The 15220-nt window shown below is 62.3% G+C and carries 19 protein-coding genes; 8 read left to right on the forward strand and 11 right to left on the reverse strand.

Translation table 11 applies throughout. From position 1 onward, the window contains the following. Positions 1-305: 305 nt before the first annotated feature. From KGB28_RS11075 to nrdR, 8 genes are all read right to left on the reverse strand, one after another. Positions 306-809, reverse strand: a complete 504-nt coding sequence (locus tag KGB28_RS11075; protein WP_007970166.1) for a phosphatidylglycerophosphatase A — start codon at positions 807-809, stop codon at positions 306-308. Next, positions 806-1771, reverse strand: a complete 966-nt coding sequence (thiL, locus tag KGB28_RS11080; RefSeq protein ID WP_223444924.1) for a thiamine-phosphate kinase — start codon at positions 1769-1771, stop codon at positions 806-808. The genes KGB28_RS11075 and thiL overlap by 4 nt, the downstream gene beginning before the upstream one ends. A gap of 28 nt (positions 1772-1799) precedes the next feature. After that, positions 1800-2300, reverse strand: coding sequence for a transcription antitermination factor NusB (nusB, locus tag KGB28_RS11085; RefSeq protein WP_223444926.1), 501 nt, complete (start codon positions 2298-2300; stop codon positions 1800-1802). Continuing rightward, positions 2297-2773, reverse strand: a complete 477-nt coding sequence (gene ribE, locus KGB28_RS11090) for a 6,7-dimethyl-8-ribityllumazine synthase (protein WP_003228649.1) — start codon at positions 2771-2773, stop codon at positions 2297-2299. The genes nusB and ribE overlap by 4 nt, the downstream gene beginning before the upstream one ends. Positions 2774-2864: 91 nt before the next feature. Next, positions 2865-3956 (reverse strand): bifunctional 3,4-dihydroxy-2-butanone-4-phosphate synthase/GTP cyclohydrolase II, encoded by a 1092-nt coding sequence (gene ribBA, locus KGB28_RS11095; protein ID WP_223444950.1) that lies wholly within the window; start codon positions 3954-3956, stop codon positions 2865-2867. 16 nt (positions 3957-3972) lie between these two features. Further along, positions 3973-4638 (reverse strand): riboflavin synthase, encoded by a 666-nt coding sequence (locus KGB28_RS11100; RefSeq protein WP_223444952.1) that lies wholly within the window; start codon positions 4636-4638, stop codon positions 3973-3975. Positions 4639-4685: 47 nt separating this feature from the next. Continuing rightward, the gene (gene ribD / locus KGB28_RS11105) at positions 4686-5819 is read right to left on the reverse strand and encodes a bifunctional diaminohydroxyphosphoribosylaminopyrimidine deaminase/5-amino-6-(5-phosphoribosylamino)uracil reductase RibD (RefSeq protein WP_223444954.1); all 1134 of its coding nucleotides are present in this window, start codon (positions 5817-5819) and stop codon (positions 4686-4688) included. After that, positions 5816-6280: a transcriptional regulator NrdR gene (gene nrdR / locus KGB28_RS11110; RefSeq protein ID WP_003228656.1), complete on the reverse strand. Its 465-nt coding sequence runs from the start codon at positions 6278-6280 to the stop codon at positions 5816-5818. The genes ribD and nrdR overlap by 4 nt, the downstream gene beginning before the upstream one ends. 127 nt (positions 6281-6407) lie before the next feature. Here nrdR and KGB28_RS11115 point away from each other — a divergent pair, with 127 nt between their 5' ends. From KGB28_RS11115 to trxA, 3 genes are all read left to right on the forward strand, one after another. Beyond that, positions 6408-6872, forward strand: coding sequence for a YbaY family lipoprotein (locus tag KGB28_RS11115; protein WP_223444956.1), 465 nt, complete (start codon positions 6408-6410; stop codon positions 6870-6872). Further along, on the forward strand, positions 6869-7522 hold the full coding sequence (locus tag KGB28_RS11120) for a class I SAM-dependent methyltransferase (protein WP_223444958.1): 654 nt from the start codon (positions 6869-6871) through the stop codon (positions 7520-7522). The genes KGB28_RS11115 and KGB28_RS11120 overlap by 4 nt, the downstream gene beginning before the upstream one ends. A 183-nt stretch (positions 7523-7705) precedes the next feature. Then, positions 7706-8578: a thioredoxin gene (gene trxA, locus KGB28_RS11125; RefSeq protein WP_223444960.1), complete on the forward strand. Its 873-nt coding sequence runs from the start codon at positions 7706-7708 to the stop codon at positions 8576-8578. Here trxA and KGB28_RS11130 read toward each other — a convergent pair. After that, a complete protein-coding gene (locus KGB28_RS11130) occupies positions 8575-8922 on the reverse strand; it encodes a hypothetical protein (RefSeq protein ID WP_223444962.1) in 348 nt (115 codons plus the stop codon). The genes trxA and KGB28_RS11130 overlap by 4 nt on opposite strands. 135 nt (positions 8923-9057) lie before the next feature. Between KGB28_RS11130 and KGB28_RS11135 the strand changes: the two genes are divergently transcribed. The 5 genes from KGB28_RS11135 to KGB28_RS11155 all read left to right on the forward strand — a co-directional run bounded on the left by KGB28_RS11135 (position 9058) and on the right by KGB28_RS11155 (position 13211). Further along, on the forward strand, positions 9058-9648 hold the full coding sequence (locus KGB28_RS11135) for a DUF2796 domain-containing protein (RefSeq protein WP_223444964.1): 591 nt from the start codon (positions 9058-9060) through the stop codon (positions 9646-9648). Positions 9649-9782: 134 nt separating this feature from the next. Further along, entirely contained in the window at positions 9783-10493 is a 711-nt protein-coding gene (locus KGB28_RS11140; protein ID WP_223444966.1) for an ABC transporter ATP-binding protein, read from the forward strand. A 1-nt stretch (position 10494) separates the two neighbouring features. After that, a complete protein-coding gene (locus KGB28_RS11145; protein WP_057713119.1) occupies positions 10495-11760 on the forward strand; it encodes an ABC transporter permease in 1266 nt (421 codons plus the stop codon). 11 nt (positions 11761-11771) lie between these two features. Then, positions 11772-12290, forward strand: coding sequence for a DUF3299 domain-containing protein (locus KGB28_RS11150; protein WP_090451674.1), 519 nt, complete (start codon positions 11772-11774; stop codon positions 12288-12290). A 222-nt stretch (positions 12291-12512) separates the two neighbouring features. After that, the gene (locus KGB28_RS11155; protein WP_223444968.1) at positions 12513-13211 is read left to right on the forward strand and encodes an OmpW/AlkL family protein; all 699 of its coding nucleotides are present in this window, start codon (positions 12513-12515) and stop codon (positions 13209-13211) included. 198 nt (positions 13212-13409) lie between these two features. Here KGB28_RS11155 and KGB28_RS11160 read toward each other — a convergent pair whose 3' ends face one another. Then, positions 13410-14339, reverse strand: a complete 930-nt coding sequence (locus KGB28_RS11160; RefSeq protein WP_223444970.1) for an NAD-dependent epimerase/dehydratase family protein — start codon at positions 14337-14339, stop codon at positions 13410-13412. After that, a complete protein-coding gene (locus KGB28_RS11165) occupies positions 14332-15216 on the reverse strand; it encodes a sugar nucleotide-binding protein (protein ID WP_008053852.1) in 885 nt (294 codons plus the stop codon). Before KGB28_RS11165 ends, KGB28_RS11160 begins: the two co-directional genes overlap by 8 nt. Positions 15217-15220: the final 4 nt, after the last annotated feature.

Raw genomic sequence — 15220 nt, forward strand, 5'->3', positions numbered from 1 at the left:
CAGGCACCGGTGTGCTCCTGATCTAAAAGTCTGAAGATTCGCAGAGCCGGCATTGTAACAGCAGGTTCCGGAGGACGCTTAGGCTGAATTATCGGCGATAACTATCAAAATGTTTGATATACGCCGCACCACAATCAATGTGGGAGCGGGCTTGCTCGCGAAGGCGTCGTGTCAATCGACATCAATGTTGCATGACACACCGCTTTCGCGAGCAAGCCCGCTCCCACAATGGATACATCATCAGCCTTAAGAACCGTGTCAGTTCGAATCAACAGCTCTCATGATCAACGCCTGGAAATCCCCGGTCAGGCGAAAAACCACACCAGTCCCTGCATCGCCAACCAGGCGAACACCCCGGCCAGGACATCATCGAGCATGATGCCGACGCCGCCATGTACGTGCCGGTCAATCCAGCGAATCGGCCATGGCTTGAGAATGTCGAAGAAGCGGAACATCAGGAAACCCGCCAGCAACCACTGCCAGCCTTCCGGCACCAGCCACAGGGTGATCCACATCCCGACCATTTCGTCCCAGACGATGCCTTCATGGTCGTGTACCCGCAAATCGTCGGCCACTTTGCCGCACAGCCAGAAGCCGAACAGCATGGTGATGCCCAGCATCAGCCAGTAACCCCAGTCGGGCAGCATCTGCCACAACGGGATAAAGGGCAGCGCAACCAACGACCCCCAAGTGCCGGGCGCTTTTGGCAAGGTGCCCGAGCCAAAGCCGAACGCCAGGAAGTGCCATGGATTACGCCAGACCGACGGCGGTACGAACTCCGCCGGGACCTGTTTGGGATGATCTGTCACGGTGACTCCCGAAAATGTTGATAACCCCGGGATTGCGGGGTGATGTCTTTGCCATCGGCATCCAGCAGTGTCACGCCCTGCCCCGTCACCACCCGCCCAATCACATGGATCGGCCAGCCGTCGGCCAGCAATAGCGGCAACTCGACGGACGGTAAGGTGAAGGCCAGGACGTAATCGTCGCCGCCGCTCAGTGCCGCGACCTGTGCGTCCGATTGACCGAGAAAGTCGACCAGGCTCTGCGACAGCGGCAATCGATCCCGCTCGACTTCGATACCGACCTTCGACGCCAGCGCGATATGCCCGCAATCAGCGAGCAGGCCGTCAGAGATATCCATTGCCGAAGTGGCCTTGCCCCGTAGCGCCTGACCCAAACCGAGTTGCGGTTGCGGCGACCAGTAATGCGCCAGCAACGGCTCGGCAATGCTCGCTTCGGCTGTGCGCTGGCCGAGCACCAGGGGCAAGGCACCGGCGGCATTGCCCAGGTTGCCGCCGACACACAACAGGTCGCCCGAGCGCGCTCCGCTGCGGGTCAGCGCCAAACCGGCCGGTACGCGCCCGAACACGGTCATGGTCAGGCTCAGCGGCCCACGGGTCGTGTCGCCACCCACCAGTGCCACTCCGCAGCTTTGCGCCATCTGGTTCAAACCACGGGCATAGGCTTGCAGCCAATCGGCGGTCACCGTCGGCAAGGTCAGGGCAAGGGTAAAGGCAATGGGGGTGGCGCCCATGGCGGCCAGGTCGCTGACGGCCACGGCCAGCGAGCGCTGACCGAGCAGAAACGGATCGCAGGGATCGGCGAAATGCACGCCGGCCACCAACGTATCGGTAGAAATTGCCAACTGCTCCCCGGGAGGAACAGCCAGCAAGGCGCAGTCATCACCGATCCCGAGGGCAACGCCTTCGCCGCCCTGCGCACAAGGCGCGGCGGCGAAGAAATTGCGGATCAGCTCAAACTCGCCCATGGCTTCGTGTCGACATTCCAAGCGCCGATCAGCGCTTGAAAGCCTTCACTTCAGCTTCACGCAGACGCGGGGCCAGCTTGTCGAGCACGCCGTTGACGAACTTGTGGCCGTCGGTGGAACCGAAGACCTTGGCCAGTTCGATACCCTCGTTGATCACAACGCGGTACGGCACGTCGGCGCGCTTGAGCAGTTCCCAGGTGGACAGGCGCAGAACCGCCAGTTCAACCGGGTCCAGCTCTTCGATGGTCAAGTCCAGGCATGGCGTGAGCGCGGTGTCGATTTCGCTCTTGAACTGCGGAACCCCGTGCAGGATCTCGCGGAAGTAGGCGCCATCGACATCGGTGAAATCGTTATCGACCCGAAACTGCGCTTCGATCTCGTTCAGCGACTGCTTGGCCATATGCCATTGGTACAGCGCCTGGGTCGCGAGCTGACGGGCTTCGCGACGCTTGACGCTTTTCGATGGCTTGCCGGCATCCGCAGGCTTTGGATCGCGCGGGTTGAAACGATCGCTTTCGTCGCTAATCACTTGGCCTCCAACTGCGCCAGCAGGCTGACCATTTCCAGAGCGGACAGGGCAGCTTCAGCACCTTTGTTACCGGCCTTGGTGCCGGAACGTTCAATGGCTTGCTCGATGGAATCAACGGTCAGGACGCCGAAAGCGACCGGAACGCCGAACTCCATGGACACCTGGGCCAGGCCCTTGGTGCACTCGCCCGCCACGTATTCGAAGTGCGGAGTGCCGCCACGAATGACCGCACCGAGGGCGATGATTGCCGCGAATTCGCCTTTCTGGGCGACTTTCTGCGCAACCAGCGGGATTTCGAAGGCGCCAGGTGCGCGGATGATGGTGATGTCGCTTTCGCTCACGCCGTGGCGAACCAGGGCATCAACAGCACCGCTGACCAGGCTTTCAACGACGAAGCTGTTGAAACGGCCCACTACCAGAGCGTAGCGGCCTTTAGGGGCGATGAAGGTACCTTCGATGGTCTTCAGGGTCATTCGATAGATCTCTTAAAGAGCCGGGACGCGTCTCGTACGCGTCCCTCGGTGATATTTGAACCGCGAATTCAAGGCCGGAAACAACCGGTCATTATTCGGAGGGCACGTATTCTACAACTTCCAGATCGAAACCGGATATCGCATTAAATTTCATGGGTGCCGACATCAGGCGCATTTTGCGCACACCGAGGTCACGCAGGATCTGCGAACCGGCACCGACAGTGCTGTAGGTGGTCGGTTTTTTCACCGGGGCGTGATCAGCGGTTTCGCGGATATGCGCGAGCAACACGTCGCCATCGAGCGGGTGACCGAGCAACAGCACCACGCCGCTGCCGGCCTCGGCAACCGTGGCCATGGCGGCGCGCAGGCTCCAGCGGCCCGGTTGCTTGACCATCAGCAGGTCGCGCAGCGGGTCCATGTTGTGCACCCGAACCAGGGTCGGTTCTTCGGCACACACGTTGCCCAGGGTCAGCGCCATGTGCACGTCGCCTTCCACCGAATCACGATAGGTCACCAGGTTGAATTGGCCCAGTTCGCTGTCCAGTGGCTGCTCGGCAATCCGCTGAACGGTACGTTCGTGGATCATCCGGTAGTGAATCAGGTCGGCGATGGTGCCGATCTTGATGTCGTGTTCAGCGGCAAAAGCTTCCAGCTCGGCGCGACGGGACATGGTGCCGTCGTCGTTCATCACTTCGCAGATCACGCCACTCGGCTCGAAACCGGCCATGCGCGCCAGGTCGCAGGCAGCTTCAGTGTGGCCAGCACGGGCCAGGGTGCCGCCGGCCTGGGCCATCAGCGGGAAGATGTGGCCCGGGCTGACGATGTCTTCAGCCTTGGCATCACGAGCGGCGGCAGCCTGCACGGTGCGCGCACGGTCGGCGGCGGAAATGCCGGTGGTCACACCGGTGGCCGCTTCGATCGATACGGTGAACTTGGTGCCGAAACCGGAACCATTGCGCGGCGCCATCAACGGCAGCTTGAGCAGTTCGCAGCGCTCGCGGCTCATCGGCATGCAGATCAGGCCACGGGCGTGCTTGGCCATGAAGTTGATGTGCTCGGGCTTGCAGCACTCGGCGGCCATGATCAGGTCGCCTTCGTTCTCGCGGTCTTCGTCATCCATGAGGATGACCATCTTGCCTTGGCGGATGTCTTCAACCAGTTCTTCGATGCTATTGAGCGCCACAAGGCACCCCCTTGAGTCAGGATTTGAGGTAGCCGTTGGCGGCCAGAAAGCTTTCGGTAATGTTGCTGCCAGCAGTCGGCTCTGCAGCCTTGTCGCCCAGCAGCAGACGCTCCAGGTAACGGGCCAGCAAGTCCACTTCCAGGTTCACCCGGCGACCTGGCTGGTACGACGCCATGATGGTTTCGCTCAGGGTGTGGGGAATGATGGTCAGCAGGAACTCGGCGCCATCGACCGCATTCACGGTGAGGCTGGTGCCGTCGACGGTGATCGAGCCTTTATGGGCGATGTACTTGGCCAGCTCCTTCGGCGCGCGGATGCGGAATTCCACGGCGCGCGCGTTCTCGGTACGGGCAACCACTTCGCCCACACCGTCGACGTGACCGCTGACCAGATGCCCGCCGAGGCGAGTGGTCGGGGTCAGGGCTTTTTCCAGATTGACCGGGCTGCCGCTTTTCAGGTCATTCATGGCGGTGCAGTCGAGGGTTTCGCGACTGACGTCCGCCGCAAAGCCATTGCCCGGCAATTCAACGGCAGTCAGGCACACGCCGTTGACTGCGATGCTGTCACCCAGTTTGACGTCGCTCAGGTCGAGCTTGCCGGTTTCGACGTGAACCCGCACATCACCGCCCTTTGGGGTCAATGCACGAATACTGCCGATGGATTCGATGATGCCGGTAAACATGAGGTTCTCCTCGAGAACAAAGCCAAAGCTTGCGCGATGGCCGGAAATTATACGCTCACTGCTGGCGAAGGAATGGCAGTGACTCGCCAGTCATCGCCAACCGCACGAATTTCGGTGATTTTGAGCTCCGGCGCATCCTTCATTTGCGCGAGCGGCCAATCCAGCAACGGCCGCGCCGAGGAACCCAAAAACTTGCCAGCAATGAAAATCTGGAACTCGTCCACCAGACCGAGTTGGGCAAAGGCACCTGCCAGGCGCGGGCCGGCCTCGACCAGCACTTCGTTGACGCCACGGGCGGCGAGTTCAACCAATAGCTGGCGCAGATCGACCTGACCATCATAGCCGGGCACGATCAGGCATTCCGGGCCGTTGGCGTATTGCTCTTCCACCGCCACGCAGGTAGCGACCAACGCCGGGCCGGCCTTGAAGAACGGTGCATCCAGCGGCACCCGCAGGCGCCCGTCGACCAACACCCGCAGCGGTGGTCGGCTCATGGCCAGTGCCGTTTGTTCGGCATCCAGACCCAGTTCATCGGCGCGCACGGTCAAACGGGCGTTGTCCGCCAGCACCGTGTCGGCACCGGTCAGCACCACACTGGCTTGCGCGCGCAGACGCTGAACGGCCGAGCGCGCCGCCGGGCCGGTGATCCACTGGCTTTCGCCGCTTTCCATCGCCGTGCGACCGTCGAGGCTCATCGCCAATTTGACCCGCACGAACGGCAAGCCGTGTTCCATGCGTTTCAGGAAGCCTTGGTTGAGCTTGCGCGCCTCGCCCTCCAGCACGCCGCTTTCGGTGGCGATGCCGGCCTGGGCCAGGCGTTGCAGACCGCGACCGGCGACTTCCGGGTTCGGGTCCTGCATCGCCGCGACCACCCGCGCCACACCGGCATTCACCAGTGCATCGGCGCAAGGCGGTGTGCGGCCGTGGTGGCTGCAAGGTTCAAGCGTCACGTAAGCGGTGGCGCCACGAGCCTGCTCACCGGCCGTGCGCAAGGCGTGGACTTCAGCGTGGGGCTCGCCGGCCCGCTCGTGCCAGCCTTCGCCGACAATCTGCCCGCCCTGCACGATCACGCAACCGACCCGCGGATTGGGGTGCGTCGTGTAATGCCCCTTGCGCGCCAGTTCCAGGGCACGGGCCATGAAATGGGCGTCGAGGATGGCAAGTTCTGCGGGCGTGGTCATTCTTTCACCGGTTCACGGGCCAGGCGATCGATCTCTTCGCGGAACTCGTTGAGGTCCTGGAAGCGGCGATATACCGAAGCGAAGCGGATGTAGGCGACTTCGTCGAGCTTCTGCAGCTCGGCCATCACCAGTTCGCCGACCACGAGGGATTTGACCTCGCGTTCGCCGGTGGCGCGCAGTTTGTGTTTGATGTGCACCAGCGACGATTCGAGGCGCTCGACACTCACCGGGCGCTTCTCCAGCGCGCGCTGCATGCCGGCGCGGAGTTTTTCTTCGTCGAACGGCTGGCGACTGCCGTCGGTTTTGATCAGGCGCGGCAACACCAGTTCAGCCGTCTCGAACGTCGTGAAACGCTCGCCGCAGGCCAGGCATTCACGCCGGCGGCGCACCTGTTCGCCCTCGGCGACCAGACGCGAGTCGATGACCTTGGTGTCGTTGGCACCGCAGAAGGGACAGTGCATGGTGGCAGGCAACAAAAAAAGGGAGGGCCATGGTAGCGCATCCCGGTGGCAAGACAAGCCATAGGGTTTGCGGTATACAGACGGGATGATCACTTGATCCATGGAATTCAGCTTTATGGAGCCACCAATGTCGTTACGTCCGCTCATTTTGCTCAGTGTTTTCAGCCTGCTGGTGGCTTGCGGCAGCGATGCACCCAAGCCCCAGCCGCCAACGCCTGGCCCGGCGCCACAGCAAGCGCAGAAGAAAGCCCGGGAAGCCGCCGAGCTCGGCCCGCTGCCCGCCTATCAGCGTGAACTGAGCGGCACCTTGCAAGGCGTACCGGCCGGCGCTGAAGTCGAACTGGCATTGCTGGTGATCGACGATAAGGACCGCCCGCAACAATTGCTCGCCAGTTCCAGCCTGATCGGCAACAACCAGGTGCTGCCATTTCACCTGCGCTTCAATCCGGAATCCTTCCCGGCCGGGGCCCGTGTTGAACTGCGAGGCCGCGCCAGTCAGTCCGGGCAGCTGATCCTGCACTTGCCGTCGCAGCTGATTACCCAGCCGACCACCCAGGCCCTGGGCCAACTGCAATTCGTCAAAGCCCCATGAGTGCACCGCTCGACCTGCAAAAGGCGTTGGGTGAACTGCTCGGTGATGCGCAATTGGTCGCCTGTGAGTTACCAGGGACCGACCTGAAGTTGTGGCTGATCGACGGCGACAACATGGACCGCGCCTTCAGCCCGGAAGAGACCCGGCGCATTCTGCATGAGCCGCCATACTGGAGTTTCTGCTGGGCCAGCGGCTTGGCCGTGGCCCGTTATCTGGCTGCAAACCCGCATTGGGTCGAAGGCAAGCGCGTGCTGGATTTCGGTGCCGGTTCCGGGGTGGCGGGGATTGCCGCCGCCAAGGCCGGCGCACTCGAAGTGCTGGCCTGCGACCTCGACCCGTTGGCGATTGCCGCGTGTCGGGCCAACGCCGAGCTCAATGATGTACAGCTCAATTACTCGACGGACTTTTTCGCCGAGGCCGATCGCTTCGATCTGATCCTGGTGGCGGATGTGCTGTACGACCGGGCCAACCTGCCGCTGCTCGACCAGTTCCTCAGCCGTGGTCGAGAGGCGCTGGTGGCGGATTCCCGAGTGCGGGACTTTCGCCATCCGTTGTACCGCCGCATAGAGATGCTCGAAGCCATGACCCTGCCGGATCTGGCCGAGCCCCACGAGTTTCGGCATGTGAGCCTGTATCACGCGCAACGCTAGCTAGAAGCTTCGCGAGCAGGCTCGCTCCCACAGGGGATTAATGAACGACATAGATCCAGTGTGGGAGCGGGCTTGCTCTCGAAGGCGCCCGGTCAGGCAATGCACCTCTCACAGCCACCCCGCTTCCGGCCGCCCCCCACCAAGCCGTATAGTTGCCCCATTCACGCTTTTACGAGATTGCCCATGAGTCAGGAAACGCCGTACATCTTCGACGCCACGACTGCCGATTTCGACCAGTCGGTGATCGAGAACTCTTTCCACAAGCCGGTGCTGGTGGATTTCTGGGCCGAATGGTGCGCACCCTGCAAAGTGTTGATGCCGATGTTGCAGAGCATTGCCGAGAGCTATCAGGGTGAGTTGCTGCTGGCCAAGGTCAACTGCGACCTCGAACAAGACATCGTCGCCCGCTTCGGCATCCGCAGCCTGCCGACCGTGGTGCTGTTCAAGGACGGCCAGCCTGTCGACGGCTTTGCCGGTGCCCAGCCCGAATCCGCCGTGCGCGCCCTGCTCGAACCCCATGTACAGATGCCGCCACCGGCCGCTGCCGATCCGTTCGAACAGGCCCAGGCGCTGTTCGATGACAGCCGTTTTGCCGATGCCGAAGCGCTGCTCAAGGTGATCCTGGGTGAAGACAACACCAACGCCAAGGCGCTGATCCTGTACGCCCGCTGCCTGACCGAGCGCGGTGAACTGGGCGAAGCGCAAGCCGTGCTGGATGCGGTCAAGAGCGACGAGCACAAGGCCGCGCTGGCCGGCGCCAAGGCGCAGATCAAGTTTCTCGGTTTGGCCAAGAACCTGCCGGATGCCGCCGACCTGAAGGCCCGTCTGGCCAAAGACCCGCTGGACGATGAGGCGGTCTATCAACTGGCGATCCAGCAACTGGCCCGTCAGCAGTACGATGCCGCGCTGGATGCCTTGCTGAAGTTGTTCATCCGCAACCGCAGCTACAGCGAAGGCTTGCCGCACAAGACCTTGCTGCAAGTGTTCGAGTTGCTTGGCAACGATCATCCGTTGGTGAGCACCTACCGCCGCAAGTTGTTTGCCGCGCTGTACTAATCCGTCTCGATCCAGCTGTAGAGCGGCGTATCCCCGCCGCTCACTACCTTCACATCCGAACTATGGCGCAATCGCACCAGCAGGCGCTTGCCTGCCGCCGCGCTCCCGGTCAGGCCTTCGAGTTGATCGAGCAAGTCCGGCCCGCTGAGCTGTCCTGCCTTGCGCAGCAAATCCCTGGCGATCTGCCACAGCGCATCATCCTGATTCAGCGGTTTTGCCGCTGGCACGCTGACTGCGGATTTTTCCACCTGCAACTGCGCCCCTAGCCGCGCCCAGTCCGCGTCGTCCATCTCCAGGGTCAAATCCACCGGCCAGTCGCCGATGCTTCCGCGAATTCGCAACATAGGTCTGCTCCCGCACATTTCTTCCCGGCATGCTCCCATGGGACTTGTGCAACGCCAAGCAGGCAGTCAAACTCTCCGCACTTACGTTATAAGATTACATAACAATTTCTTCATTTTACTTTTCGGAGACTCGTCATGCGTCGTCTGCTTCTCGCTCTGCCGTTTGCCATGTTGCCGCTGGCTGTCGCCCATGCCGCCGACGAACACGATCATGAGCATGGCAGCCTGGGCGCCCACGAACATGGCGTGGGACGCCTGAACGCGGCGCTGGACGGCAAGATCCTGGAGCTGGAGCTGGAAAGCCCGGCCATGAACCTGGTGGGTTTCGAGCATGTCGCCACCAGCGATGCAGACAAAGCCAAGGTCGCCGCCGCCCGCGCGCAACTCGAGCAGCCACTGGCCTTGTTCAACCTGCCAAAAGCCGCCGGTTGCGTGGTGGAGAACCAGGAACTGGAAAGCCCGTTGTTCGGCGACAAGCCCGATGCCGACGATGATCACGATGAAGACGCCAAGGACGAAGACGGCCACGAGCATCACCATGATCACAGCGAAATCCACGCTCGCTATCAGTTCACCTGCGCCACGCCGGCGGCACTGAAGTCGCTGGACCTGGCGACTCTCTTCAATAGCTTCCCGGCGACCCGGACAATTCAGGTACAACTGATCGGCCCGAGCGGGCAGCAAGGGGTTGAAGTGACGGCCAAGGCTGCTGCGCTGAAATTCTGATCCACCGCAAATCGAATGTGGGAGCGGGCTTGCTCGCGAAAGCGGCAGTCCATGCAACATCAATGTGACTGTAAAACCGCCTTCGCGAGCAAGCCCGCTCCCACAGGGTTCACCACCAACCACACCGGTTTCACATGACCCAAGCACTCATCGAACTGTCCGACCTGGGCTTCAGCTGGCCCGGTCACCCGCCGCTGCTGGACATCCCGGCGTTTCGCCTGGAACGCGGCGAAACCCTGTTTCTCAAAGGCCCCAGCGGCAGCGGCAAGACCACCCTGCTCGGCCTGCTCGGCGGCGTGCAAAAGCCTGATCGCGGCAGCATCCGCCTGCTCGGCCAGGAGCTGACGCAACTTTCGGCCGGCGCCCGAGACCACTTTCGCGTCGACCACACCGGCTACATTTTCCAGCAGTTCAACCTGCTGCCATTTCTGTCGGTGCGCGAAAACGTCGAACTGCCCTGCCACTTCTCCAGACTGCGCGCCGAACGGGCGAAACAACGTCACGGCAGCGTCGACAAAGCCGCCGCCACACTGCTTGCCCACCTGGGTTTGAAGGATGAAAACATCCTCGGCCGCCGTGCCGACTCACTGTCCATCGGCCAGCAGCAACGGGTCGCCGCCGCCCGAGCGCTGATCGGTCAACCGGAACTGGTGATCGCCGACGAGCCGACCTCGGCCCTCGATTACGACGCCCGCGAGAACTTCATTCGCCTGCTGTTCGCCGAGTGCCGCGACGCGGGGTCGAGCCTGTTGTTCGTCAGCCACGACCAGAGCCTGGCGCCGCTGTTCGACCACAACCTGTCGCTGGCCGAACTCAATCGCGCCGCCACCCCGTCCGAGGTCTGAGATGTATCTGTTTCGTCTAGCCATGGCCAGCCTGGCTAACCGCCGCTTCACCGCAATCCTCACGGCGTTCGCCATTGCCTTGTCGGTGTGCCTGCTGCTGGCAGTGGAGCGCGTGCGCACCGAAGCCAAGGCCAGTTTCGCCAGCACCATCAGCGGTACCGACCTGATCGTCGGCGCCCGCTCCGGCTCGGTGAACCTGTTGTTGTACTCGGTGTTCCGCATCGGCAACGCCACCAACAACATCCGCTGGGACAGCTTCGAACACTTCGCCAGCAACCCGAAAGTAAAGTGGGCGATCCCGATGTCCCTCGGCGATTCCCACCGCGGCTACCGGGTGATGGGCACCACCGAAGCCTACTTCGAGCATTACCAGTACGGTCGCCAGCAACACCTGCAACTGAGCGATGGCCGCGCCTTCGCTACCGACCCGTTCGAAGTGGTGCTCGGTGCCGAAGTGGCCGATGCACTGCACTACAAACTCGGCGACAAACTGGTGCTGGCCCACGGCGTGGCAGCGATCAGCCTGGTCAAGCACGACGACAAGCCGTTCACCGTGGTCGGCATTCTCAAGCGCACCGGCACGCCGGTGGACCGCACGCTGCACATCAGCCTCGGTGGCATGGAAGCGATTCACATCGACTGGCACAACGGCGTGCCGGCCCGGGGCGAGGGGCGCATCACGGCCGATCAGGCGCGCAACATGGACCTCACGCCGCAGGCGATCACCGCGTTCATGCTCGGTCTCAACAACAAGATTTCGACCTTTGCCCTACAACGGGAAATCAACGAATTCCGCGGTGAGCCGATGCTGGCGATCTTGCCGGGCGTGGCGTTGCAAGAGCTGTGGAGCCTGATGGGCACCGCGGAAAAAGCCTTGTTCGTGGTCTCGCTGTTTGTGGTGCTGACCGGGTTGATCGGCATGCTCACGGCCATTCTCACCAGCCTCAATGAACGCCGCCGGGAAATGGCGATCCTGCGCTCGGTGGGCGCACGTCCCTGGCACATCGCAACGCTGTTGGTGCTCGAGGCCTTTGCCCTGGCGCTATCGGGTGTGATCGCCGGCGTGGCGTTGCTGTATGTGTGCATCGCGGCGGCCCAGGGTTATGTGCAAGCCAACTACGGTCTGTTCCTGCCGCTGTCCTGGCCGAGCGAGTATGAATGGACACTGCTCGGTGGCATCCTGATCGCCGCGCTGCTGATGGGCAGTGTGCCGGCCTGGCGCGCCTATCGCCAATCCCTGGCCGATGGCCTGTCGATCCGTTTATGAGGACGTTGAAAATGCCCCGCGCTGTACTTGCGCTGTTGATGCTGGTCGCCCTGCCCCTGTGGGCGGCCCAGCCAAAGGACCTGACCTGGTCGGAGATGATCCCGCCCGACGCGCCGAAAGAAGTGCCGAACATGACGCCGCTGCACGATCTGTCGCAGATGAGCAGCACGCTCTCGGCAGAGTCGGCGCCCGCAGCCAAGCAGGACATGCCCAACGCACCGGTGGTCAAGACCCTCGACGGCCAGAACATTCGCCTGCCGGGCTACATCGTGCCGCTGGAAGTGAGCGAGGAAGGACGCACCACCGAGTTTCTGCTGGTGCCGTATTTCGGCGCCTGCATCCATGTACCGCCACCGCCGTCGAACCAGATCGTGCACGTCAAGAGCGAAGTCGGCGTGAAGCTCGACGAGTTGTATCAACCTTACTGGATCGAGGGCGCGTTGCAGGTCAAGGCGTCCACCAGCGAATTGGCGGATGCCGGGTATCAGATGGAGGCGGACAAGATTTACCTGTATGAATTGCCGGAGTGAGTCCGGTGGTTTTGTGTCGACTGTCTGTCCGCCATCGCGAGCAAGCTCGCTCCCACATTGGAACGCGCTTCCCCTGTGGGAGCGAGCTTGCTCGCGATGAGGCCATCAAAAACACCACAAAAACAACTCCCTTCCCACTTTCATTGAGCTGCATCAAAAGACCGAATAGTTAGCCGGCTTACCATTGGACATCGAACATTTTTAACGTCCTTTGGAGCCCCCATGAACAAGTCCATGCTCAGCGCTTCGCTGGTTGCCCTCGTGCTCGCAGCCCCGCTCGCCCACGCCCACGAGGCCGGCGACATCCTCATTCGCGCTGGTGCAATCACCGTCAACCCGAAAGCCGACAGCTCCAGCGTCAAGGTTGATCAAGGCCCGCTCGCTGGTGCCGACCTGGGTGGCAAGGCGACCATGAGCAGCGACACGCAACTGGGCTTGAACTTCGCCTACATGCTCACCAACCACCTGGGTATCGAGCTGCTGGCGGCCACACCGTTCGAGCATGACGTGAAACTCAAGGGCACGGCTCTGAGCGCGGCCAACGGCAAACTCGGCACCCTCAAGCACCTGCCACCGACCTTGAGCCTGGTGTACTACCCGCTGGATCCTAAGTCGGCCTTCCAGCCGTACGTCGGCGGCGGCATCAACTACACCTATATCTACGACGAACACGTAGGCAGCCAAGCGCAGTCCGCCGGTTTCAGCAATTTCAAGGCGGAAAACTCCTGGGGCCTGGCGTGGCAGGTCGGTGCTGACTACATGTTGACCGACAACGTCATGATCAACGCCCAGGTGCGCTACATCGACATCGATACCCGCGCCACTGTCGAGAACAACTCGATTGCCCCAGGTACCCGGGCACGTGTGGACGTCGATGTAGACCCGTTCATCTACATGGTGGGTCTGGGTTACAAGTTCTAAAGAACGTTCACGTGGTGGTGAATGAGGCTTGGTGGCGAACAGACTAAATACTGACGGCGACTGCTTCGCAGTCGAACGGGGCGGTGCGGCGATCCGACACCCCCCTCGCCACAGGGAATCTACCTGCATCAGGTAAATTCCGGCCGTGAAAAAGGCGCCTGTAAAAAGGCGCCTTTTTCATGTCCGCCGGGCAGCGATCTATCGCCCCAGCAACCGCGCCAGCCCCTCGCGCATCGGGGTCTGCTCAGTGGTACTGAAGCGTTCCAACAAACGCCGGTTGTTCGCCCGGGAATGACGAATGTCACCGGAGCGCGCCGGGCCGTAGCTCACCGGTGGCAGCTTGCCGACCACGGCTTCGAGCGCTTCGAGCATTTGCTTAAGGGTCGTCGCCTGGTTCCAGCCAACGTTGACCGCACCGTCTTCGACCCTGGGCTTCTCGATGGCCTGCACCAGCAAGTCGACCAGGTCTTCGACGTAGACAAAATCCCGGGTCTGCTCACCATCGCCGAACACCGTGATCGGTAAACCCTTCAGTGCGCGCTCGCTGAATATGCTGATCACCCCGGAGTACGGCGAGGACGGATCCTGGCGCGGGCCGAAGATGTTGAAGAAGCGGAAAATTACCGGCTCCAGTGCATGCTGGCGGCGGTAGAAGTCGAAGTAATGTTCGCTGGCCAGTTTGTCCACCGCGTAAGGCGTCAGGGGCGCCTTGGGCGTGTCTTCGTCGATCGACTCACCTTCGCCATTGTTGCCATACACCGCCGCACTGGAGGCAAACAGCACGCGCTTGACCCCGCTCTGGCGCATGGCTTCGCAGACGTTCAGCGTGCCGATGAAGTTGCTCTGGTGCGTGCGTACCGGATCGTCCACCGAGGCCTGCACCGAAGCCACGGCGGCGAGGTGCGCCACGGCGCTGCATCCGGCCATCGCCTGGGCGACCAAAGCCGCATCGGCCACGTCGCCGACGATCAGTTCGACCCTGGGATTGTCCAGCGGCAGATTGCTGCGCTTGCCGCTGGACAGGTCATCGAGAATCCGCACCGCATGGCCCTTGGCAAGCAGGGCGTCAGTCAGGTGTGAACCAATGAAACCGGCACCACCGGTGATCAAAACGGGGCCGTCAGCCATGGCGATAGAACCTGTCCAGTAGGCCGGGAAGCGCCGCACGCCAGGCGCGCGGCTTGATCCCGAAGGTGTGCAGAATTTTCTTGCAGGCCAGTACCGCGTGTTGCGGTTCTTCGGCGGCATCCGGACGCGCGGCGTGGGCCTGGGCGGTCGGGGCTTCGATGGCCAGCGGATGCAGGCTGCGGGCTTCGGTCAGAATCGCCTGCCCCAGCGCCAGCGGCGTGGTCGCCTCATGCCCGGCGTAGTGGTAGGTGCCCCACAGCGGCGCGGCGCAATCGAGTTGCTTGAGCACTGAAATGATCACCCGGGCGGCGTCGTCGACCGGCGTCGGATTGCCCCGTCGGTCGTCGGCCATCAGCAGTTCTTCGGGTTGTTCCGCACGGGCGAGAAAGCGGCCAAGGGCGCCATCCGGGCTGTCGTCCAGCAGCCAGCCGAAACGCAGCAGCACGTGTTGCGGGCAGGTGGCGCGCACGCTTTGCTCGATCCGCCACAAGGCCTGACCCCGCAGGCCCAGGGGTACCGGTTCGTCTTTTTCGCTGTAGGCCGTGGCGCGGGAGCCGTCGAACACGCGATAACTGGAAGGTTGCAGCAGAACGATGTTGTGGTGCTGGCACAGTTCCGCCAGACGCTCGATCGCGCGCTCCTGGCCGGCCAGGCGCGATTCGCTCACTGCCTCGGCCTGAAACCAGTCGAAGTAGTAGGCAAGGTTGATCAATGCATCGGGACGGGTGTCGTCGAGCAATTGTGTCAGGCTCGCGGCATCCCAGCCGTCTTCGGGCGGGCGGGGGGCGAGGAAACCGATGTCTTCCTCCGCACCGAGGCGAATCAGCGCCTGCCCAAGGGCATTTCCGCCGCCCAGTAACATAAGGCGCATTCGCATAGAG

The organism is Pseudomonas sp. BF-R-19, from assembly GCF_019956445.1.
Classification (GTDB): domain Bacteria; phylum Pseudomonadota; class Gammaproteobacteria; order Pseudomonadales; family Pseudomonadaceae; genus Aquipseudomonas; species Aquipseudomonas fluorescens_BH.

Coding starts and splice junctions, on each gene's coding strand:
- KGB28_RS11115 (WP_223444956.1), top strand. CDS start 6,408: ATGTCGTTACGTCCGCTCATTTTGCTCAGTGTTTTCAGCCTGCTGGTG.
- ribD (WP_223444954.1), bottom strand. CDS start 5,819: ATGACCACGCCCGCAGAACTTGCCATCCTCGACGCCCATTTCATGGCC.
- KGB28_RS11120 (WP_223444958.1), top strand. CDS start 6,869: ATGAGTGCACCGCTCGACCTGCAAAAGGCGTTGGGTGAACTGCTCGGT.
- ribE (WP_003228649.1), bottom strand. CDS start 2,773: ATGACCCTGAAGACCATCGAAGGTACCTTCATCGCCCCTAAAGGCCGC.
- nrdR (WP_003228656.1), bottom strand. CDS start 6,280: ATGCACTGTCCCTTCTGCGGTGCCAACGACACCAAGGTCATCGACTCG.
- trxA (WP_223444960.1), top strand. CDS start 7,706: ATGAGTCAGGAAACGCCGTACATCTTCGACGCCACGACTGCCGATTTC.
- KGB28_RS11130 (WP_223444962.1), bottom strand. CDS start 8,922: ATGTTGCGAATTCGCGGAAGCATCGGCGACTGGCCGGTGGATTTGACC.
- KGB28_RS11160 (WP_223444970.1), bottom strand. CDS start 14,339: ATGGCTGACGGCCCCGTTTTGATCACCGGTGGTGCCGGTTTCATTGGT.
- thiL (WP_223444924.1), bottom strand. CDS start 1,771: ATGGGCGAGTTTGAGCTGATCCGCAATTTCTTCGCCGCCGCGCCTTGT.
- KGB28_RS11145 (WP_057713119.1), top strand. CDS start 10,495: ATGTATCTGTTTCGTCTAGCCATGGCCAGCCTGGCTAACCGCCGCTTC.
- KGB28_RS11155 (WP_223444968.1), top strand. CDS start 12,513: ATGAACAAGTCCATGCTCAGCGCTTCGCTGGTTGCCCTCGTGCTCGCA.
- KGB28_RS11150 (WP_090451674.1), top strand. CDS start 11,772: ATGCCCCGCGCTGTACTTGCGCTGTTGATGCTGGTCGCCCTGCCCCTG.
- KGB28_RS11135 (WP_223444964.1), top strand. CDS start 9,058: ATGCGTCGTCTGCTTCTCGCTCTGCCGTTTGCCATGTTGCCGCTGGCT.
- KGB28_RS11165 (WP_008053852.1), bottom strand. CDS start 15,216: ATGCGAATGCGCCTTATGTTACTGGGCGGCGGAAATGCCCTTGGGCAG.
- KGB28_RS11100 (WP_223444952.1), bottom strand. CDS start 4,638: ATGTTTACCGGCATCATCGAATCCATCGGCAGTATTCGTGCATTGACC.
- KGB28_RS11140 (WP_223444966.1), top strand. CDS start 9,783: ATGACCCAAGCACTCATCGAACTGTCCGACCTGGGCTTCAGCTGGCCC.